This window comes from Halonotius terrestris (assembly GCF_006861665.1).
In the GTDB taxonomy this organism is placed as follows: Archaea; Halobacteriota; Halobacteria; order Halobacteriales; family Haloferacaceae; genus Halonotius; species Halonotius terrestris.
This window is the reverse complement of record NZ_RKLU01000001.1, coordinates 354448-375141: the sequence shown is the minus strand read 5'-3', so window position 1 is coordinate 375141 and position 20694 is coordinate 354448. Positions and strand designations below refer to the sequence as shown.

Here is a 20694-nt window from a genome sequence, read left to right as displayed (position 1 = left end):
GCTCCAAGCGGAGGGGTTCACCTTCGATATGGGGCCTTCGTGGTATCTCATGCCTGACGTCTTCGAGCGGTTTTTCGGCCACTTTGGCAAGCAGCCGAGCGACTACTACGAACTCACCCATCTCGACCCGCACTACCGGATTTTCTTCAAGGACGGCGATCAGGTCGATATGGTGCCCGACCTCGAAACGAACAAGGAAATCTTCGAGAACTACGAACCCGGTGCAGGCGATGCCCTCGGTCGGTATCTCGACAAATCCGAGTATACCTACAACGTCGGCATGGAGCACTTCGTCTACGAGGACCGCCCGCGCCTGCGGGATTACATCGATCCCGACGTGCTCCGCTACTCGTGGGGCCTCTCGCTGCTCGGGAAGATGCANGNCNACGTCGNNGNCTACTTCGANNANCCNAAACTCCAGCAGATCATGCAGTACACGCTGGTCTTCCTCGGCGGNTCGCCGGGGAACACGCCCGCGCTNTACAACNTGATGAGNCACGTCGANTTCAANATGGGCGTCTACTACCCCGACAACGGCATCCGGTCGCTCGTCGATGCGATGATCGACCTCGGCGAGGAACTCGGCGTCGAGTACGTCACCGACCAGCCCGTCACCGAGATCGCCGGCCGGAAAGGTGCCTTTGCGGTCCGCACCGAACACGGCGAGGAATACCTCGCGGACTACGTCGTCTCCAACGCCGACTACGCCCACACCGAACAGGAACTCCTCCCGCCGGAGAAACGACAGTACAGCGAGGACTATTGGGAGAGCCGCACCTACGCCCCCTCCGCCTACCTCCTGTATCTCGGTGTCGAAGGCGACGTGGAGCCACTCGAACACCACACGCTCGTCCTGCCGACCGACTGGGACGACCACTTCGCAACGATCTTCGATGACCCACAGTGGCCCGACGACCCCGCGTACTACCTCTGTGTTCCGTCGAAAACCGACGATAGCGTGGCCCCGGAGGGTCACAGCAATCTCTTTGCACTCGTCCCTATCGCCGCGAATCTCGAAGACACGCCCGAACTCCGCGAGGAGTTCCGCGAACTCGTCCTCGACGACATCGCTGAAAACACTGGCGTCGACCTGCGTGATCGCATCGTCTTCGAGAAATCGTTCTGCGTCAACGATTTTGCTGATCGGTACAACTCGATGCACGGCACCGCCCTCGGGATGGCCCACACCTTGCGACAGACTGCCCTCCTGCGGCCGAACCGCAAATCCGAGACAGTCGATGGCCTGTACTTCACGGGATCGTACACGACACCTGGCATCGGCGTCCCGATGTGTCTGATCAGCGGCCAGCACACCGCCGAAGCGATCACGGAGTGATGATGGCTGTGACGACCGACGGCACAGTAACGGGTGACGACGCGTTGGCCGACCAGTTGCGGTATCTGCTGACGCTGTCGCGTCCCCGGTTTTGGTTCTACCTCGCCGGCCCCGTCGTCGTCGGCGTCGCCGCCGCGGCACGGTCCGTCCCCGAATTGTTCCTGCCGGTCGGCTTCGCGCTGTTCGCCTACTTCCTCTTCCCGGCAAACGTCCTGCTGTACGGCGTCAACGACATCTTCGATGCCGACATCGACACCGAGAACCCGAAAAAGACCGACAAGGAAGCTCGCTGGCAGGGCGACCGCCTCGTCGTCGCCACCGTCATCGCCAGCGGCCTGCTCGCGGTGCCGCTGTTCGCCCTCACGTCTGCGGCGGTGTGGCCGTGGCTCGCCGGCTTTCTCCTCCTTGCGGTCGAGTACAGCGCGCCGCCCGCGCGGTTCAAGACGACGCCGATTCTCGATTCGCTCTCCAATGGGCTCTACATCCTGCCTGGCGTCGCCGCCTACACCGCTGTCGCCGGGAGCCAGCCGCCCGCGCTCGCGGTCGTCGGCGCGTGGCTCTGGACGATGGGGATGCACACCTTCTCCGCGATTCCGGATATCGAACCCGACCGCCGAGCCGGCATCCGGACGACGGCGACGTGGCTCGGCGAGCGACGCACCTACAGCTACGTCGCTGCCTGCTGGCTGGCCGCCGCCGTCGCCTTCGGCCTCGTCGATCCGCGACTCGGCGCGCTGATCGGCGTGTATCCGGTGTTCGTCGCGTGGGTCGCTGGCTCGTCGGTTGCCGTTGACCGCGCCTACTGGTGGTTCCCCGCGCTCAACACGGCCGTCGGCGCGCTGTTCACGCTGGGCTTGCTCTGGCGGATCGTCCCGCCAGCGGAGGTGCTGCCGTGAGCAACGTGACCGACTCGTCGGCTGTGTCGGACTCGTCCAGCACCACGCAGCCACAGATCAGCGAGGCTGACGGTATCGGCGACGCAATCGCCGGCTTCCCCAAAAACCGCCGCGAGGTCGAACCGTGGCTCGATGCCCTCGTCGATGGCAACCGATTCACCATCGCCGTTTTCTTCCCGTTGGTCGGCGCGCTCATGCTCGTCGGCAGCGCGGAGGGGTGGGCGATGGTCCCCGAACCGCTTCGGTTCAATCCGCCGTTTCTCGTCTTCGGAACGATTGTCATGGCCGCGCCGATGCTTGTCGGCGTGCTTCCGACGCTCGGCCGCCGGGGGGTTGCCGGTCTCGGGCTGCTGACGGGCTACACCTACCTGATCGAATACCTCGGCGTGACAACCGGCTGGCCCTACGGTGCCTTCGAGTACGGCGTCAGCCTTGGCCCGATGGTCGACGGCGTCCCCGCCGCGCTGCCCGTCTTCTTCATCCCGCTCGTGTTGAACGCCTACCTGCTGTGTCTGCTGTTGCTCGGTGACCGGGCTGGCTCGCGGCTCGCGCGCCTGGCGGTCGTGATCCCGGCGGTCGTGACGATGGATCTCGTCCTCGATCCGGCGGCCGTCTCGCTGGGCTTCTGGGCCTACGATGCCGGCGGCGTGTTCTACGGCGTCCCGCTGTCGAACTTTGCGGGCTGGGTGTTGAGCGCGACGGTCGCCGTCGGCGTACTTGATTTCTCACTCGACCAGTCGGGACTCTTCGACCGCCTCGCGGGGTGTGAGTTCATGCTCGACGACATGGTCAGCTTCGTCATTCTCTGGGGAGCGATCAACGCGTGGTTCGGCAACTGGCTCCCGGTCGCTGTGGCCGTAGTCTTCGGCCTCGGCATTCTGCGGGCCAAGCGGTTCGATGTGGGACTGCTCCGCCCCTCGACCGGTGTGTACCTGCCGCGGATCGCCGACCGCGAGAACTAATTGGCTCCCGTCCCAGCCATCGAGTATGGCCGACACCGAGACGCCGCCCGGCCGCCCCTGTCCGCTCTGTGGGTCGTCGATGCAGCACCGCCACTGTAAGTATATCTGTCCCACCCACGGCGTCGTCTACGACTGTGCGGATACGTTCTACTGAGTCGTCGCTTCGCCGTTTTTCCGCCGCTCGTCGCTGCCGGGTTCTTTCGTCGCTGTCGGCGAGCGGTTTCTGTACGACCGATGCGGACCCCGGTTTGTGTACGAACTGTTATGTCGCTTGCGACCCTATTGGTGTCATATGCTGTGCCGCTGGAACCGGCTGCCGAGACCGACGATGGCCCCCCACGTGACATGGTAGATGACGACCAAATAGCCCGGAGTAAGAGTATCCAACAGCGAACGGGCAAGACCTTCCACCTCGCAACCCGGCTGCTCCCCGAGCGCGTCCGGGAGGCGACCTACGTCCTGTACGCCTTCTTCCGCGTTGCCGACGAGGTCGTCGACGACGCCGACGGTGTCCCACCCGAACAGCAGCGCGCCGACCTCGAGGAGATCCGCGCGGCCGCCCTCGGCGACCGTGAGACCGACGACCCCGTGTTGGCGGCCTTCTCGGAACTCCGCGAGCAGTACGACCTCAACGACGAGGACATCGAGGTCTTCATCGATGCGATGGTTTCCGATATCGACACCGACGAGTACCCGACCTACGCGGAGTTGGAGGCCTACATGGACGGCTCGGCGTCGGCTGTCGGTCGCATGATGACCGATGTGATGGCCCCCGAAAACCCCGAGCGAGCCCTGCCGCATGCGACGGCGTTGGGCGAAGCCTTCCAACTCACCAATTTCCTGCGCGACGTCCGGGAGGATATCGTCGAACGCGACCGGATCTACCTGCCGCAGTCCACCCTCGATCAACACGGCGTCACCAACGAGCAGATCCGGAACTTCGAGATGGACGACGACTTCGCGGCCGTCATGCAGACCGAACTCCACCGGGCCGAGGAACTGTACGAGAAGGGCGTCGCGGGCATCAAATTCCTTCCCGAGGACTGCCAGCTCGCGGTGTTGCTCGCGGCGGTGCTGTACGCCGACCATCATCGACTGATTCGCAAGCGCGACTACGACGTGTTGTCGGCGACACCGCAACTCGGCACTGCCCGCAAGCTCTACCTGCTCGCCAAAACCCGGTGGCGATGGATCTGGAACAAAGACCCCGAAGCCGTCTTCTGGGCGGTCACGAGCGACGGCACCGGCGGCGTCTTCACCCGCGGCGCGAAACTGGTCGAGCGGCTCCCGGTACCGTAAGCCCGTCGAGCCGACCGCGGTATCGACCTCGACCGCCGCAGCGCGACCCGAATCGTTGAACAACCGCCGTGAGTCACACCCGATATGGACGAGCGATTGCTCGACCCGACGCCCGAGGGGATCGCTACTGCGGCCGACTGCGTGCTCGACGGCGGCGTGATCGTCGCGCCCAGCGACACCAACCTCGCGCTCACGCTCGATCCGTGGGATGAGGCGGCCATCGAGCGTGCCTTCCGGATCAAGAACCGTGAGCCGACCGATCCCCTGACGCTGTTCATCCGCGACCCGGACGACTGGGAGCGATGGGCAACGACCGACCGGCGGGAAGCCGTCGAATCCCTCGTCGACGCGTTCTGGCCCGGGCCGCTCAACATTATCCTGCCTAAGACGGACGCTGTCCCCGACCGTGTCGTTGCCAGCGGCGAGACGGTCGCCCTCGGCTGTCTCAGTAATCCGACGTGGCGGGAACTCTCACAAGCGGTTGACCAGCCGCTCTGTATGACTTCGGCAAACCTGACCGGGCAGGCTGACGACCAACTCGTTGATCTCGATCTCGCTGTCGACCAGGTCGGCGACCGCGTCGATTACGTACTCCCGGGCAAAGCACAGGGGACGACGAAATCGAGCACCATCGTCGATCTCACGACGCCGGCACCGACGATCGTCCGCCACGGCGACATCACGGCCGCCGATCTCGACGACGCTGTCGACGATCTCACGTTCGAATCGTAGCCGTATCGGATTCGAAACGAGCAGCGTCGCTTCCCGATGAAGCCGGAAGCAAAAACAGTCGAAACCGAATTGCGTCGCTACCTTAGCACTCCGACCAGCCGCAGGACTCGCAGGTCTTGCAGCCTTCCGAGAAGTACAGCGACATGCTGCCACACTCGGGGCATTCCGGCGACTCGCCGGCCGCGAGTAGCTCGTCGGTCGCGTCGTCGGCTGCCGCGTCGTCGGCGGGCGGCTCGGTCATCGAATCCGTCGCCGCGCCGGCACTCGCCGACTCGGCCGAGACGGCCGCGCCGCCGTCGGTTTCGGGTGCAGCCGGCTGTCGCTCCGTTTCCTCGTCGCTGTCGTTCAGCTCAGAGAGGTTCTGCTGTTTCGGGTACGGCTCCTCGATGTCGCCGTCGAGGTAGCGGCGGAGCGCGGTGCCGATGGCGTCCGGGATGGAGTTGATCTGCTCGCCTTTGTCCCAGGCGACCTTCGGCGACCGGATGCCGTTCAGTTCGTTGGCGATCTCNTCGGGNTCGACGCCNGANCGCAGCGCNGTCGAGATNGTCTTNGCNAGNGCCTCGGTGAAGNNGGCCGTGAAGCCGCCGGAGTTGCCGATGGTGGCGAACAGCTCGAACGGCCGCTCGCNCTNCNNGTCNTCGTTGATGNTNACGTANANCTTNCCGTAGCCGGTGTCGACACGCTGGGTGACGCCGTAGAGCACGTCCGGCCGCGGGCGTTTCTTCCCGAGGCCTTCCTCGGGCGTGTTGAACAGGTCGTCAAGTTCTTCGCCGAGTTGGGCGCGGACTTCCTCGTTGTCGAGGAATCCCTCGATGCCGCCGAAGACCTCCTCGATCTGGGCGGTGATCTGCTCGGCGGCCTCGCCGTCGTCGGCGAACTCGGTGTTCTTCGCACGCGTCGTNAGCACCTGNTTCGAGCGGGTGCCGTCGCGGTAGACGGTGACNCCNTTNCCGCCGTTCTNGTAGATGTAGCGGTANACCTCGTCCATGTCCTCNNNCGTNGCNGAGTTCGGGAAGTTGCAGGTCTTCGAGATGGCGGAGTCGACTCCNNCCTGACAGGCGCACTGCACCGCGGCGTGCTGCTTGCCGGAGAGGTCGCTCGTCACGACGAACAGCTCGCCGATGGCGTCCGGNACNGTGTCGAGNCCCTCGACGCCGTCGAACTCGTTCGNCGCCATCTGCTCTTGNGCCTCCTGCTTGACGGCCTCGACGTCGACGTCGTTCGCCTCCAGCGTCCGCAGGAAGTAGTCGTCGAACTCGACGAGCATCTCGTCGCCCTGAACGTCGTCGGAGACGTTCTTGTAGTAGGCGACGTTGTAGATGGGCTCACAGCCGCCGGTGGTGTTGCCGACCATCGANGTCGTNCCNGTGGGCGCGATGGTCGTCGTGTTGTGGTTNCGGATNGGGAAGCCGTCNNCCCACTCGTCGGCGTCGAGNCCGGTNTGNTNNTCGAACCACTCGCGNTACTCNGTNGGGTNNGCGTACTTCGAGNNNTCNNANTCGCNGAAGGGGCCGCGCTCCTCGGCGAGTTCGTGGGAGGCCCACTTCGACTCGTGGTTGATGTGGGTCATCAGCTGCTCGGCGATGGCGTTGGCTTCGTCGGAGCCGTAGCGGACGCCGANCTGGATGTANAGNTGNGCNAGNCCCATNANGCCGAGNCCGATCTTCCGCATCTCGCGGACNTTCTCNTCGATCTNNTCGACCGGGAAGTCCGACATCGTGACGACGTTNTCGAGGAAGCGNGTGCCGGACTCGATCCGGCGGTTGAACGCGTCCATGTCGATGGCTTCCTGAATGAACGCCTCAGCGGCGGCCTCAAGGGTGTCGTAGGCGTCGCCGTTGTTGTCGTACCAGACGCGCCAGTCGGGGGCGTCCTNNNCNGCGAGNGTNGAGAGGTTGATGTGGCCGAGGTTGCAGGCCTCGTACTCCTCNAGCGGCTGNTCGCCGCAGGGGTTNGTNGCGAGGATNNNGTGGTCNGGNTGNTCCTCNACGTCGAANGNGTGCTGTTTGTTGACGCGCTCAAGGTAGATGACGCCCGGTTCGCCGTTCTCGTAGGCACCGTTGACGATGTGGTCCCAGAGTTCCTCGGCGGGGACCGAGAGTTCCTCGCCGACCTCGACGTACTCGCCGAGGCCGTGGAGGTCGTACAGTTCCTTCGTTTCGGGCGTGGCGATGTGCGGNTCGNCNGTGCGNGGGTTNGTGAACGTGAACTCCTNGCCGTTNNNCAGNGCCTCCATGAAGTCGTCGGTGACCCCGACGGAGATGTTGAAGTTCGAGAGATGGCCCTCGACGGCGTTGCGGAGGTGTTTCGGCACCTTCCCATCGTCGTCGATGAGGCCGCGAGCCTCCTCCAGCGCCTCGGAGAACGTCGTGTACGTGTAGTCGTCCGGGTCGTTAAGCCGGAGACAGTGGGCAAGCGAGACGTCCTTGTTCTTCGCGTGGATGAACTCGATGACGTCCGGATGCGAGACGCGCATGACGCCCATCTGNGCGCCNCGNCGNGNNCCNCCCTGNGCGATGGTCTCNCACATCTGGTCGNANGTNCGCATGAACGTAATCGGCCCCGACGCGATGCCGCCGGTCGAGCCGACCGAATCGCCGTAGGGCCGGAGTTTCCAGAAGGCATACCCCATGCCACCACCGCTTTGGAAGACCTCGGCGGCCTCCTTCATCGTCTGGTGAATATCGGTGATGTCGTCGGCCGGNGNGTCGACGAAACANGCCGANAGCTGCTGGAGNTCGTCGCCNGCNTTCATCAGCGTCGGCGAGTTCGGNATGAACGAAAGCTGAGTCATCAGCTCCTCGAACTCGGCGGCGACGTCTTCGACGTGGTCGGCCACGGAGTCGGGGAGTTCAGGGACGATCGTTTCGTACGAGAACTTGTTGACGTTGTAGACCGACAGCGTCGCTTCGGCGTCGTCGTCAGCGGTCGTGCCTTTCCCGAAGACTTCCGCGGCGAGTTCGTCGCGCCGCGGGTGGTCGGGTTTGAGTTGGTCGGGCGTGACCGTGATCTCCTCGTCCTGCTTGTCGGCCTCGAAAACAGCCTCGGCGAGGGCGACGTTCTGGGCGACGCGTTCGAACAGCTCTTCCTGCGTCTCGGCGAGGTTGCCGTCGGCGTCTTTGCGGAGGTATCGCGCCGGGAGGATGTTGTTGTAGGCGTTGCTCGTGAGGCGGTCTTCGAGCGTGTCGCCGGTGGTGCGTTTGATTGGCAGTTCGAGTTCGTCGGCGGAGAGGTCCGCGCGGCTCATTCGTCGGCCCCCTGCCGATATCGGGCGTGCTGTCTGGTGGTTTCTGGTTGCGGGCGCATAATTTGAACACTCATTCGGGACGGGACATTGGTACCGATGGGACCCTCATAACAGCACCGATTGCGGTAGCCAAACTCGATTTGTATGGACCAGTGCAACCGCTGATCGTAGGCATGTTAGGAGGTGCTCTCTCGGTTATCCCGTGACTACTTTATTACTATTGGGTACCAATATAAGAGTACTCAAACCGCATTGAAAGTGAAATGCCTACGACTACCTCGGTAATACTATCTATATAACTGATCGAATAGCAAATGCGTTCCCAGATCGGCATAGAGATTGAATAAACGGCCGTATTAAGGCTTCTAAACCCTCAAATAAACCATATACGAGAATTGAATACATTTATTGTATACGGATCCACAGTCATAGATGCCTAGTATTCTCGTGGGGACAACAGTTGTCCCCTCGAACTATGCCAGCGAGCTACTGCTTTATTATTTCACAGCAGCGTGACGAGCAGAGAAATCCACAGTAAAATTGACTGCGGAGATCCTAACTCGAACTTGATCGTTACACTCACAGCTGTGCCTGTGAGACCAACGAGAATGCCTAGTATTCTCGTGGGGATCTCACAAGGCAATAGATTGGTACCGAAGGAACCATTATAACAGCCACGGTTGCGGTAGCCGGACTGCGGTCGGCGACGACAGTGCTACCGCTGGCCGTACTGCGAATATGGGGGCAACGGTGCTGTCCGGGTCGGGTGTCTATCTAAACACTCTCATAGCTGAGTAGAAGACTGTGCAAAGTGCGGTGAAAGTGAAACTGCGGCCGTCGTCATCGACCCAGTCGATAGCTGGCGATTGTGGCGAGCCGGACAGTCTCGTGGTGATCTGAAAGTGGTCGGAATCACGTCCCCACAAGCTTATTCCGGTTCAGTGTCTCGCTGCAACTATGTCACTAACCGCGCTTCTCGGCGTAGCAGGGTTGAGCCTTCCACAACTCCTGATCGCGCTGATCGGCATGCTCGTCGTGTTGATCGTCGGGCGGATCGTCCTCAAGATCGCGTGGCGATTGGTCACGATCGGCGTCGTCGTTGTCGGCGCGCTGCTGCTGCTCGTGCAGTTCGGACTGCTGTAAACGGTTTCTCAGGCTGTCGAAAGAACAGCAAACAGCGGACTCACCGCGCGACCGCTTCTTACTCGTCGTCGCCGAGCAGTGCGTTGATATCGACCCGATCGGTGAGCAAGCCAGCCATCGTTTCGACTGTCTGGCGGTCCCGCGTCCGACCGCTGCGGACGACCGACTCCGCGCGCTCGACGGCCGTCAGCGTGTCTGTGTTGATCTGGAGGATCGGCGTCCCGGCCTCGGCCGCGCGGCCGAGAATCGCCGATGACGGGCGGTGGCCACCAGTCAGGATCAGGCATTTCACGCCGGAGGCTTCCAGCGCGGCGGTGTGGATATCCGAGCGGTCACCGCCGGTGATAACCGCCGCGTTGCGCGCCCGCCGGAAGTACCGGAGGGCTTCGTCGCCGCCCATCGCGCCGACGAGGAAGCGTTCGACGTAGGCGTCGGTCGGCGTGTCAGTCAAGGTGTCCGCGCCGAGTTCGTCGGCGAGTTCCTTGATCGTGACGCCGGCGAGCTCTTGGTCCTGCGGGACCGCGCCGAAGACTTCAATATCTCTGCTTTCGAGGAACGGGATCACGTCGCTGTCGAGCTCCTCGAAGGCGGTGTCGGCAATCCGGTTGAAGATCACGCCCGCGAGGTTGTCGCCGAGGTTGTTGACGGCGGCCAGCAGGCTGTCGATATCACCGGGCTGGCTGTAGTCGGTGACGAGGACGACCCGTGCGTCGAGCAGTTCAGCGATGTCGGCGTCGGTGAGGCCGACGATGCCGCCGGTCGACAGCGAGCCGCCGCCCTCGACGATCATGGTGTCGCGGTCGGCCGACAGGGCGTCGAACTGGGTTTTGACCTGCTGGCGGAGTTCGTCGGGGTCTTCCTGGCCGCGGATCGCGCCGTCGATGAACGTCGGCGAGTAGACGATGGGTTCGAGTTCGTGCATCTCGGCGTCGATATCGAGGAGTTCCCGCGCCAGCATGGGGTCCTCGTCGAGCGTCTTGCCGACGTTGCTCTGCAGGCGGGTGCCCTTCGGCTTCATGTAGCCGACTGACTGGCCGCGCTCGTGGGCGATGGTCGCCAGCGCGAGGGCGATGGCGGTCTTGCCGGTGCTTTCCTCGGTTGCGGTGATGAGTAGCGTGTTCATAGTTCGTCAGGGTCGACGGTGAGTCTGATGTCGACGGCAGCGACGCCGTCGGGCGTTGCGACCAGTGGGTTGATGTCGAACTCCATGATCGCCGGGAAGTCAGCGACGAGTTGGGAGAGCCGCTGGATCGTCTCGACGATGCCATCGACATCGGCCGGATCGCGCCCTCGTGCGCCACGAAGGAGCGGAGCCGTCTTTATTTCTTCCGTCATTTCACGCGCCTCGGACTCCGAAACGGGGGCGACGCGGAACGTAGTGTCTTCGAGGACTTCGACGAAAATGCCACCAAGGCCAAACATCATCAGCGGGCCGAACTGCGGATCGCGGTTCATGCCGACGATAGTTTCGGTGCCCGAATCGAGATCGGCCATCTCCTGGACTTGGACGCCAAGCAGGTTCGCATCGGGCTGGTAGTTCCGCGCGCGAGTGATCAGGTCCTCGTAGGCGTCGTCGACCTCGTCGTCGGCGACGCCGACCTTGACGCCGCCGATGTCGGACTTGTGGAGGATGTCGGGGCTGACGATTTTCATGACCACGTCGCCCTCGATTCCCTCGGCGACCGCGCGGGCGTCCTCGGGCGAGTCGACGATATCGCCGTCGGGAATCGGGATGCCGTAGGCCTCCAGCAGGCCCATCGCTTCGACGCCGAGGCGGTTGTCGCCGCGGTCCTTGACGCGTTCGAGGATGTCGCGGACAGCCTCGCGGTCGACATCGAAGTCGGCGGGAGCCTCGTATTCGCGCTGTTGGATGCCGCGGTAGGCCCACAGCGAGTCGAGCGCGCCGATGGCCCGCGAGGGATCGAAGTAGTTCGGAATCCCCGCCTCGTTGAGGATCTCCGCGGAGGCGTTGACGCTCTCGCCACCCATGAAGCAGGCCGCGACGGGTTTGCCGTGTTTTTCCCGCAACTCGACGGTTTCAGCGGCCAGCTGTTCGTAGTCGAGCACGGCCGTCGGACACGACAGCACCATCGCCGAGCCGACGTTCTCGTCGGCCAGGGCGATATCGAGGGCGTCGCGGAACCGCTCGACGTCGGCGTCGCCGACGATGTCGACGGGGTTGTAGATGTTGCCCTCCGGGGGCAATTGGTCGGAAAATTCATCGAGCGTCTCCTGTTCGAAGGAGGCCATTTCGAGGTCGGAGTCGCCGACAGCATCGGTCGACATCACGCCTGGGCCGCCGGCGTTGGTGATGACGGCGATGTCGTTGTTCTCGGGGACGGGCTGGTTCGCCAACATCTGTGCGGCATCGAAGAGGTCTTGGACCGACTCGGCCCGGAGGACACCCGCCTGATCGAGGCCGGCCTCGTAGGCCTGTTCGGAGCCGGCGATCGTCCCGGTGTGGGAGGAGGCGGCCTGCGCACCGGCGTCGGTGCGACCGGATTTCACGAGGACGATTGGCGTGTCTTTCGTCACCTCGCGGGCCGTATCGATGAACTCCCGGCCTTGGCTGATCCCTTCGAGATAGCCGATGATCACGTCGGTATCGGGGTCGTCGCCCCAGTGGTCGACGAAGTCGGTTTCGTCGAGAACGGCTTTGTTACCAAGGGAGGCAACGTCCTTGAAGCCGACATCTTCGTCGTTGGCCCAGTCGAGGACGGCCGTGATGAACGCCCCCGACTGGCTCATGAAGGACATGTTGCCCGCTTCGGGGCTGTCGGGGCCGAAGGAGGCGTTCATGCCGTTGGCCGTCGACATGATGCCGAGGCTGTTGGGGCCGACGAGGTTGAGGTCGTACTCGGCTGCGATTTCCTTCAGTTCCTGTTCCCGGCTCGCGCCGTCGCCGCCGGTCTCGCCGAAGCCGGCGGTGATGACGACGACGTTTTCCACGCCGGCCTCGCCGGCCTGTTCGACGGCCGGCAGCGCGATCTTCGGCGGGACGACGATGACGGCCATATCGGCCGCCGCCTCTCCTACCTCGTCGACACAGGAGAGGCCCAACACCTCCTCGTAGTTGGGGTTGACCGGGACGGTCTCGCCGTCGAATGCCGACAGGAGGTTGTCGGTGACGGCCCGTCCGATCGACCCCTCACGCGCGGTCGCACCGACGACGGCGATGCGGTCCGGCGCGAATAGTTCCGTTAGGGTGCCCATCGCGTGGTACTTCTCTGCGGACGTTCTTAAACCCGCTGTGCGGTGCCGCGACCGCGACACCCCACCGTCTTCGTCGTCGCCGGTGAGCGATCAAATCGACCGGAAAAACAAGCGTTGAGAGCGGTAGCGACGGAGGCCGCTTAGTGGCTGTGCCCCATTGCGTCTTCGAGACTCATCCCGAAGCGGTCCTCGAAGACGTCCTCCATCGCGTCGTTGATCTCGACGAGGTCTTCTGGTGTCTCGCCCTCGGAGTGGTGGACCAGCGCGTGGGCGTGCTGGGCGAGTGCTTGGACAACGATGTCGCTGACGACGGTCGTTGGCTCCTCGCCGGGTTCGGCCAGCGTTTCGACCAAGCCGGCTGGGATTTCGATCGTCTCGGTAGAACCGTCCGGATCTTCGATGGTGTAGGCCTCGGTGTCAACCATACTGACGGGTTAGCCTACAGCCATAAGTCGGTGTGGGTTCCGGATCCCGGTGACGGTGATACGGTGATTGAGAGTACGCACTTGACGCCGCTCCCTGCGGGCTTATGATCCCGGCGTCCCAAACGCGGGTGTGGACACTATCGTCGTGAGCACCGTGGTTTACGCCGACGCCGAGACAGTCTACGAGTTCCTGCTCGATTTCCCGGGCTACGCCGACTACTCGAAGTACCTGACGGCGGTCAGTCGACGCAAGGGCGACGGCGGCGTCGGGACGGCCTACGCCCTCCGCTTTGCGTGGTGGAAGCTCAGCTACACGGCCCACTCGGAGGTCGTCGCCGTCGACCCGCCGACCGAGATCAACTGGCGCGTGACCAAAGACATCGACGCCAGCGGCGCGTGGCGGGTCGAGCCCCACGACTCGCTGCCGGCTGACGCGCCCGACGACGCAACGGCTGCCTGTGACGTGTCTTTAGAGATCAACTTCGATCCCGACTCCGCCGATGCCGGCGTATTAAACCTCCCTGCGCTCGTCTCGTTCGGCTGGGTGCTGGAGAAGGCAATTCCGCTGATCCGCAACGAGGCCGAACGCGTCATCCAGCGGGCCGTCGTCGATCTCGAAGGCCGCAAGCGCGAGGTCGACGTTTCGATCCGGACGGATTCGGCGTATCTCTAAGCGGAGGGGAAACCCTAAACGGTGGCCGCCGCTACCCGGCGGTATGATCGGTGGTACGCTGTGAAGGTCCTCATTATCGGCGGCGGCCAAGTCGGCGAGAGCATCGCGTCCGATCTGGCGGCCGACCACAACGTGACCGTGATCGACCAGTCGAGCGACCGCGCCGAGGAACTCGCCTACGCCCACGACGTGTTGACCGTCAGCGGCGACGGGACCGACATCTCGACGCTCGAAGAGGCTGGCATCGAGGACGCCGACATGGTGATCGCCAGTACCGACGACGACGAGACCAACATCGTCGTCTGCTCGACGGCCAGCGCGATCGGTGACGCCTTCACGATCGCCCGGATCAAACAGACGAAGTACCTCAACACGTGGGAAGCCCCCGAGGCCGACCGCGCCTTCGGCGTCGACAACATGGTCTGTACGAACCTGCTGACGGCCCAATCGATCGTGCGGATCGTCGGCCTGCCCGCGGCGGTCGATGTCGATCCCTTCGCCGGCGGCCGCGTCCAGATGGCCGAATTCGAGATCAGCGAGCAGTGCCCGGTCGTCGATCAGACCGTCGAGGAGGCCGATCGGTACGACTCGCTGACGTTTGCGGCACTCGTCCGTGACGACGCGGTCGTTATCCCGGACGGCGAGACACGGATCCACGCCGGCGACCGCGTCGTCGTTATCGGGAGCCACAAGAGCGTCCACAACTTCGCCGACGCACTCGAACCGGCACATGCGACCGGCAGCGACGAGGAGGTCGTGATCTTCGGCGGCAGCGAGATCGGCTATCACGTCGCTCGCCTGTTGGGCAAGCGTGGGTTCACGCCCCGGATGATCGAGCAGGACCCCGATCGTGCCAGAGAGCTGGCCGAACAGTTGCCACAGGCGCAGGTCATGGAGTCCGACGCCACCGACATGGAGTTCCTCGAACGGGAACACATCGACGAGGCCGATGTCGTCATCGCCGCACTCGAAAGCGACGAAAAGAACCTGCTGGTGTCGCTGCTCGCCCGCCGACTCGGTGCCGATCGGACCGTCGCCACCATCGACACACCCTCCTACGTTGATCTGTTCCAGACCGTCGGCGTCGACGTGGCGATCAACCCACGGATCGTCGTCGCCGAGGAGATCACGCGGCTCACCCAGTCCGACAAGGCCGAAAACGTCGCGCTCATCGAGAGCGACAAGGCCGAGGTCATCGAGATCGAAGTCGATGCCGACAGCGTGCTCGCGGGCCGGCCGATCCGCGAGTCGGTCGCCGATCTGCCGGCGGGCGTCGTTATCGGCGCGATCACGCGGAACAAGGAGTTCGTGACCCCCCGCGGTGACACCATGATCCAGTCGGGCGATCACGTCGTCCTCTTCGTCGACGCCGCTGCGATCGAGGAAACGACGGCCAAACTCTAACATGCGGCGACTCCGGGTCAACTGGCGGGTCAGTCTCCGACTGCTCGGCGGCGTGCTGAAGTGGCTTGCCGTCCCGCTCGCGCTTCCGCTGGTGCTTGCGGCCGTCGACGGCGACCCCGTCGTCCCGTTTCTCGTCCCGATAGCGATCACGCTGGCCGCCGGCCTCGGGCTCGAACAGTTGGAGACTGAAAAGAACATGTACACGCGTGAGGCCTATCTCATGGTCTCGCTGTCGTGGTTCTGTGTCGGGCTGCTCGGCGCGCTGCCGTTCGTTTTGGCGGGCAACGGGCTGCTGGCCGCGCCGGTCAATGCCCTCTTCGAGAGCATGAGCGGGATCACGACCACGGGCGCGACCGTCATCGACGACTTCGCCGTCCACTCGCGGGCGATCCTGCTGTGGCGACAGGTCATCCAGTGGCTCGGCGGGCTCGGCATCCTCGTGTTGGCGATCTCGATCCTCTCGCAGCTGTCGGTCGGTGGCGCACAGCTGATGGAGACCGAATCACAGACGAAAGACGTCAAGAAGCTCACGCCGCGGATCGCCGGCACGGCGCGGCTGATCTGGCGGCTGTACGCGGGGATCACGCTGCTGGCGGCCGGCGGGCTGTTCGCACTCGGTCTCGCGGGGATTGCCCCGAACATGGACGCCTACAACGCCGTCTCCCATGCCATGACGGCGGTTGCGACGGCTGGCTTCTCGCCGCAGCCCGACAGCGTCGGCGCGTTCGCACCCGCCGCCCAGTGGCTTATTGTTCCGTTTATGTTCATCGGTGCGACCAACTTCATCCTGCTGTACTTCTTCATCAAGGGAGACTGGGGCCGGCCGCTCCGCAACGAGGAGTTTCGGTTCTATGTCGCCCTCGTCGTCGGCGCGTCGGTGCTGATGGGGCTGCTACTGGCCGTCGATCCCGGCGTGACGACCAGCGGCCTCGAAGAAACGGCGCGGCTGGCGACGTTTCAGGTGGTGTCGTTGCTGACGACGACCGGGTTTGCGACCGTCGACTTCAACGCGTGGTCGCCGGCGGCCAAACACCTGCTGTTTACCTGTATGTTCCTTGGCGGGATGGCTGGGAGTACGACCTGTTCGATCAAGCTGCTGCGGTGGTTGATCATCCTCAAATCCTTCCGCCGTGATCTGTTTACGACGATCCACCCCGAGACGATCAAACCGGTTCGACTCAGCGGCAAAGCCGTCGATGAAGACACGATCCGCGATGTGTTCTCCTACACGATGTTGAGCCTCGTCATTTTCTTCCTCGGGGCGATCGTCGTCGTTGTCGACGGCGCGCGGATCGGTCTCGGTCTCTCGGAGTTCGAGGCCCTCAGCGCGGCCGCCGCGACCTTCTTCAACATCGGGCCGGCCTTCGGCATCGCCGGGCCGTTCAACAGCTACAGCCCGTTTTCCGAACTCACCAAGACGGTGATGATCCTCCTGATGTACGTCGGCCGGATCGAGATCATTCCGGTGCTCGTGTTGTTCACGCCGTCGTTCTGGCAGTCGTAGTTCCCCTTTCGGTGACTGGCAGTGATAATGCCTTTCGGTCGGACAAACAACCATTAAACTTACCAGAGATTTTTTGTTCATGACCGGAGAACAACAAGTATGCCCTCCGGTTCACGACTGTGGTCAGTAGCCACTGGTGGCTACGCCTGTGGCTGTGCCGTTCTCCTGTTGGTCGCGCTGTCGCCGATCACCGCGACTGCCGGGAGCCTACTCGATCTTCCGACGGGAGTCCCGCCTGTCGTCGTCTTTGCCGCACCCGTTTTCGCCCTCGGCGCGGTCGTCTGGTGGGGACTCGTCGAACGACCGACTGCCTACACCTATCTTCACGGGGTTGCAGCCGGTGTCGCCACCGCAGTGCTCGCCGTCGCCTTCTGGGTACTCGTCTTCGCCGCCCGGTTCGGCATCCCGCTGGTGCGTCGTGGCGACATCGTCATCGGGTTCGTCCTCGTGTTCGCCCTCGCCGTCGGTAGCCTCTACGGCCTGACGGCGATGTACGCCCGCGGCCGGCTGTCGACACCGGCGAGTGCGTCGTCGGCGACGGCGTCGCATGCCCCGAACGACTGACAGGAGCCGTTGAGTACCGCTGGCTGACGATGTTGGCTGCGGTCGGTCTCTACTGGACCGGTATCGACACCGGCAGAGTGGTACACTGTAACAAGGTTAAATACCCCTGCGGCTGTACGTACACAATAGACTATGGATATTACTGATATCGTTGTCGAGGAGTTCGTCGAAGTATCTGCTGACGAACGGCTTGCGAAGGTTCGGGCCACGTTCGAGAGCGAAAACCCGCGCGGGATCATTGTCACCGAGGACGGCGAGTACGCGGGCGTTATCGGTGAATCCGAGTTGGTAAAGTCGCGGATTCAAGACGATACGAAGGCTAGCGTGCTGATGACCTCCGCGCCGCGTGTCAAGCACACCGAAGATATCCGCGAGGTCGCCCGCCTGCTCGTCGAGGGCGACGTCAATGTCGCGCCAGTATTCCGGGGGGAGACTCTCGACGGCATCATCACGACCGACGCGATCCTGCGGGCCGTCATCGACAACCTCGACGCGCTGACCGTCGGCCAGATCTACACCGACGAGGTGATCGCCGCTGGCGAGGAGACGACCGTCGGCCAAGCGATCAACCGCTTCCGCGAGCACGGCATCTCCCGGCTACCGGTCGTCGACGACGACGCGACACTGGTCGGCATCCTCACGACCCACGACATCGTCGACTTCGTCGTTCGGGACCACGAACGCCAGCACAAAGGCGACCGCACCGGCGACCAAGACCGGATGTTGGACCTCCCGATCGAGAACCTGATGAGTTCGCCGGTGTTGACCGCCACCCCCGAGGAAACGGTCAAAGCCGCCGTCGAGCGGATGTTCGACAACGAGGTCTCAGGGCTGGTGGTCTCGGCGGCGGACAACGCGGATGCGGTCGGCGGCGTCATCACGAAAACCGACGTGTTGCGCGCGCTGACGTTCACCGAAGAGGAGTCGATGGACGTCCAGATCACGAACGTCAAACTGCTGGACAGCATCGATCGGGCGGAGATCGTCGACTCGATCACGCAGGTCGTCGACAAGTACCAAGCGATGAACGTGATCCACGCCCACGTGCGGTTCCACGAACACAAGGAGAAACTCCGGGGGACGCCGCTGATCCAAGCGCAGATCCGCCTCCGGACGAGCCACGGCCAACTCGCCGGCTCCGGGGAGGGGTACGGCGCGAACCACGCGTTCCACGTCGCCCTCGACAAACTGGAGCGCAACGTCCTCGAACGCAAGGGTGTCGACGCCGACGCCAAACAGCGCGGCCAAATGGTAAAGAACCTCAGCGAGATCTGATCGGCTACAGCTCCGAACTTCGATCGGCCGCAGCAACGAGATCTGATCGAAACGACCTGCTCAGACGGGATCGGTGGCTTCGATCCCGCGATCCGTGATTTTGAACGTCGCCGTCTCGCCGGCGGCTTTCGCCCGGTGTTTCTCCAGCGTCGCCCGGCGGTTCCCGCCGCGGAACCGGTCCAGCCGGAGGACGACACCGGTCCAGTGTTCCAGCGTGTGGCCGCCCAACGCCCGCACGCGATCACTGTCGGGATCGCTGTAAACTTGGTTCGTGATGACGACCGCGATGTCGTGTTTGCGCGCGAGGGAGAGTAACTGCGTGATCTGTCGAGCCACTGCTCGCAGGGAGTCGCCGCCCTCCTCGTCGCCGGCGCGGTTGAGTCGGTAGAAGCCGGTCGCGCTGTCGAGGACGATCAGATCGACCTGCTCGGCGAAGTCGCCGGCGTCACGGACCGCCTCCTGCTGGTCGTCGAAATCCAGTGCGTCGGTGATGATGAGCCGCGAGGCGACATCCTCGACGGCCTCGTCAGTGGTTTCCTCGATCAACTGCTGGAAGCGATCGACCGACAGCCCCTCGGTATCGATGTACAGCGCGCTGTCGCCGGCGGCAGCGACGCCGACAGCGGCCGACAGTGCGATGTTCGTCTTGCCGGCCGCCGGCGGGCCGTAGAGCTGGGAGACGGTGCCGCGTTCGAACCCGCCGCCCAACAGATCATCGAGGGCGTTACAGCCGGTCGAAACTGGCTCGCTCACAGCCGATCATTGGCGGGTCGGCGCAAAAGCCCCCCGGTCTCTCGCTCTCCTGACACCGATCCACCGTCAGTCGTCGACGGAGCCTATTCCTCGTAGGCGAGGTTCATCAGCCACTGCGAGAAGGAGTCGCTCTGCGGATCAACCTCTTCCTCCCCGATAAACGGCGACAGCAGGTCGCCGGCCATCAGCAGGCGGAAATCGAGGTCCTTCGCCGTCGGTTCGAGGTAGTAGGTGTTGTGGCCGTTGTACACCGTATCCTCGCGGTTGATCAGCTCGGCGTCCACCAGCTTCTCGGCGATGCGGCTGCCCTTCCGCGAGGAGATGTCGAGTTCCTTCCAGAACTCGCTTTGATGAATCCCACCCGTCTCGCGGATGAGTTCGAGCCCACGGAGCTCGTCGTCGGACAGACCGTCTTCGATCTCGGACGCACTCATTACCGTTTCATCCGGACGCAACTCGTTTAAAGCCTGCTTTCGACGCGCTCGAAGGCACTCCGGCAGGGTGGGCCGTCGGCGAACCAGTAGCGGCCGACCGTGTCATCCTCGCCAGCGAGTTCGATCAGCGATGCCGACCGCGTTCCGAAGCCGTCGCCGTGGACACAGACGCCGTTTGCGTGATCGCCGAGTGCCGCCGCCGCACGTTCGCGCCACTCGCCGGCGGACTCGCAATCCTCGGGAGCGAGCGTTGCTCGGAGCCGCTCGGCGTTGTCGGCTTGCTGGCGACCAACCTCCGGCCGCGCCTCAGGTTCGAAGAACGCGCCGTCCGCACCGACGTTGACGACGACGTGGACGCCGGGGTCGAATTCAGTGACGTGGAGGTCACCGTCCCATTCGAGCAGGGCCGCCCGGTCGGCGTCGGCGACGACGAGGTTGAATCCGGCGTACGTGTCGGTCGCGGTCGCCTCGCGGACGTGCTCGACCGCTGCGGTCGCCGACGATAGTCCGAGGCAGTCGGCGACGAGTTGGCCCCGCGAGCGACCGCTCTCGTGGGCAACCCAACGGTTCGTCAGGCCGACGAAGAGCCCGCGCTCGTTGTAGCCGATCCACGTCCCGCCGGCCTCGGCGTCCCGCGGCGCGATCGCGTCGGGGTCGGTCCGGTAGACGCTCGGCGGCTCGCTCGGCCGATCGGTCGACTCATCGCGGTTGGCGGCGACGACGACCGGCGCGTCAGCGAAGACCTGCCATGCGAGGACGAGCGTACACACGATCCGGTGTAGGTGGGCCGCCCCTAAGAGCCTCGTGGCGATTGCAGTGGTGTGATGCGTTACC

Annotated in this window: 18 protein-coding genes and 1 pseudogene (1 of these 19 only partly in view); 12 read left to right on the top strand and 7 right to left on the bottom strand. The window is 63.8% G+C overall.

Annotated elements, in window-relative coordinates:
* The 6 genes from EGH24_RS01970 to EGH24_RS01950 all read left to right on the top strand — a co-directional run.
* A protein-coding gene (locus tag EGH24_RS01970) for a phytoene desaturase family protein (RefSeq protein WP_142978499.1) crosses the window boundary here: on the top strand, positions 1-1336 show its 3' portion. It extends 206 nt beyond the left edge of the window; only the last 1336 of its 1542 coding nucleotides appear in the window; the start codon falls outside the window, past its left edge; the stop codon is at positions 1334-1336.
* 2 nt (positions 1337-1338) lie between these two features.
* Positions 1339-2232 carry a prenyltransferase gene (locus EGH24_RS01965; RefSeq protein ID WP_142978498.1) on the top strand — a complete coding sequence of 298 codons (894 nt, stop codon included), beginning with the start codon at positions 1339-1341 and terminating at the stop codon, positions 2230-2232.
* 56 nt (positions 2233-2288) lie between these two features.
* Entirely contained in the window at positions 2289-3194 is a 906-nt protein-coding gene (cruF, locus tag EGH24_RS01960; protein WP_394348359.1) for a bisanhydrobacterioruberin hydratase, read from the top strand.
* 25 nt (positions 3195-3219) lie between these two features.
* Positions 3220-3348 carry an HVO_2523 family zinc finger protein gene (locus EGH24_RS15745; protein WP_281284923.1) on the top strand — a complete coding sequence of 43 codons (129 nt, stop codon included), beginning with the start codon at positions 3220-3222 and terminating at the stop codon, positions 3346-3348.
* Positions 3349-3539: 191 nt separating this feature from the next.
* A complete protein-coding gene (locus EGH24_RS01955; protein WP_142978782.1) occupies positions 3540-4493 on the top strand; it encodes a phytoene/squalene synthase family protein in 954 nt (317 codons plus the stop codon).
* Positions 4494-4577: 84 nt separating this feature from the next.
* A complete protein-coding gene (locus tag EGH24_RS01950) occupies positions 4578-5225 on the top strand; it encodes an L-threonylcarbamoyladenylate synthase (RefSeq protein WP_142978497.1) in 648 nt (215 codons plus the stop codon).
* An 82-nt stretch (positions 5226-5307) separates the two neighbouring features.
* Here EGH24_RS01950 and EGH24_RS01945 read toward each other — a convergent pair.
* A pseudogene (locus EGH24_RS01945) lies at positions 5308-8472 on the bottom strand (adenosylcobalamin-dependent ribonucleoside-diphosphate reductase).
* 957 nt (positions 8473-9429) lie between these two features.
* Here EGH24_RS01945 and EGH24_RS01940 point away from each other — a divergent pair.
* Complete coding sequence (locus tag EGH24_RS01940; protein WP_142978496.1) at positions 9430-9615, top strand: hypothetical protein; 186 nt, start codon at positions 9430-9432, stop codon at positions 9613-9615.
* Between the two features lie 58 nt (positions 9616-9673).
* Here EGH24_RS01940 and EGH24_RS01935 read toward each other — a convergent pair whose 3' ends face one another.
* The 3 genes from EGH24_RS01935 to EGH24_RS01925 all read right to left on the bottom strand — a co-directional run bounded on the left by EGH24_RS01935 (position 9674) and on the right by EGH24_RS01925 (position 13253).
* Positions 9674-10738 carry a phosphotransacetylase family protein gene (locus EGH24_RS01935; RefSeq protein ID WP_142978495.1) on the bottom strand — a complete coding sequence of 355 codons (1065 nt, stop codon included), beginning with the start codon at positions 10736-10738 and terminating at the stop codon, positions 9674-9676.
* Positions 10735-12828, bottom strand: coding sequence for an acetate--CoA ligase family protein (locus EGH24_RS01930; RefSeq protein WP_142978494.1), 2094 nt, complete (start codon positions 12826-12828; stop codon positions 10735-10737). The genes EGH24_RS01935 and EGH24_RS01930 overlap by 4 nt, the downstream gene beginning before the upstream one ends.
* Before the next feature lie 140 nt (positions 12829-12968).
* Entirely contained in the window at positions 12969-13253 is a 285-nt protein-coding gene (locus EGH24_RS01925) for a DUF7545 family protein (protein WP_142978493.1), read from the bottom strand.
* 130 nt (positions 13254-13383) lie between these two features.
* Here EGH24_RS01925 and EGH24_RS01920 point away from each other — a divergent pair, with 130 nt between their 5' ends.
* From EGH24_RS01920 to EGH24_RS01900, 5 genes are all read left to right on the top strand, one after another.
* Positions 13384-13926: an SRPBCC family protein gene (locus EGH24_RS01920; RefSeq protein ID WP_142978492.1), complete on the top strand. Its 543-nt coding sequence runs from the start codon at positions 13384-13386 to the stop codon at positions 13924-13926.
* 21 nt (positions 13927-13947) lie between these two features.
* Complete coding sequence (trkA, locus tag EGH24_RS01915; protein ID WP_142978491.1) at positions 13948-15330, top strand: Trk system potassium transporter TrkA; 1383 nt, start codon at positions 13948-13950, stop codon at positions 15328-15330.
* Between the two features lies 1 nt (position 15331).
* Positions 15332-16834 carry a TrkH family potassium uptake protein gene (locus EGH24_RS01910; RefSeq protein ID WP_142978490.1) on the top strand — a complete coding sequence of 501 codons (1503 nt, stop codon included), beginning with the start codon at positions 15332-15334 and terminating at the stop codon, positions 16832-16834.
* A gap of 99 nt (positions 16835-16933) precedes the next feature.
* Positions 16934-17398: a hypothetical protein gene (locus EGH24_RS01905; RefSeq protein ID WP_142978489.1), complete on the top strand. Its 465-nt coding sequence runs from the start codon at positions 16934-16936 to the stop codon at positions 17396-17398.
* A 132-nt stretch (positions 17399-17530) separates the two neighbouring features.
* Positions 17531-18673, top strand: a complete 1143-nt coding sequence (locus EGH24_RS01900) for a CBS domain-containing protein (RefSeq protein WP_142978488.1) — start codon at positions 17531-17533, stop codon at positions 18671-18673.
* Between the two features lie 60 nt (positions 18674-18733).
* On the opposite strand, the gene radB is transcribed toward EGH24_RS01900, so the two are convergent.
* The 3 genes from radB to EGH24_RS01885 all read right to left on the bottom strand — a co-directional run bounded on the left by radB (position 18734) and on the right by EGH24_RS01885 (position 20630).
* Entirely contained in the window at positions 18734-19426 is a 693-nt protein-coding gene (gene radB / locus EGH24_RS01895) for a DNA repair and recombination protein RadB (protein WP_142978487.1), read from the bottom strand.
* Between the two features lie 83 nt (positions 19427-19509).
* Positions 19510-19860: a helix-turn-helix transcriptional regulator gene (locus EGH24_RS01890; protein WP_142978486.1), complete on the bottom strand. Its 351-nt coding sequence runs from the start codon at positions 19858-19860 to the stop codon at positions 19510-19512.
* A gap of 26 nt (positions 19861-19886) precedes the next feature.
* The gene (locus tag EGH24_RS01885; protein WP_142978485.1) at positions 19887-20630 is read right to left on the bottom strand and encodes an NRDE family protein; all 744 of its coding nucleotides are present in this window, start codon (positions 20628-20630) and stop codon (positions 19887-19889) included.
* Between the last annotated feature and the right edge of the window lie 64 nt (positions 20631-20694).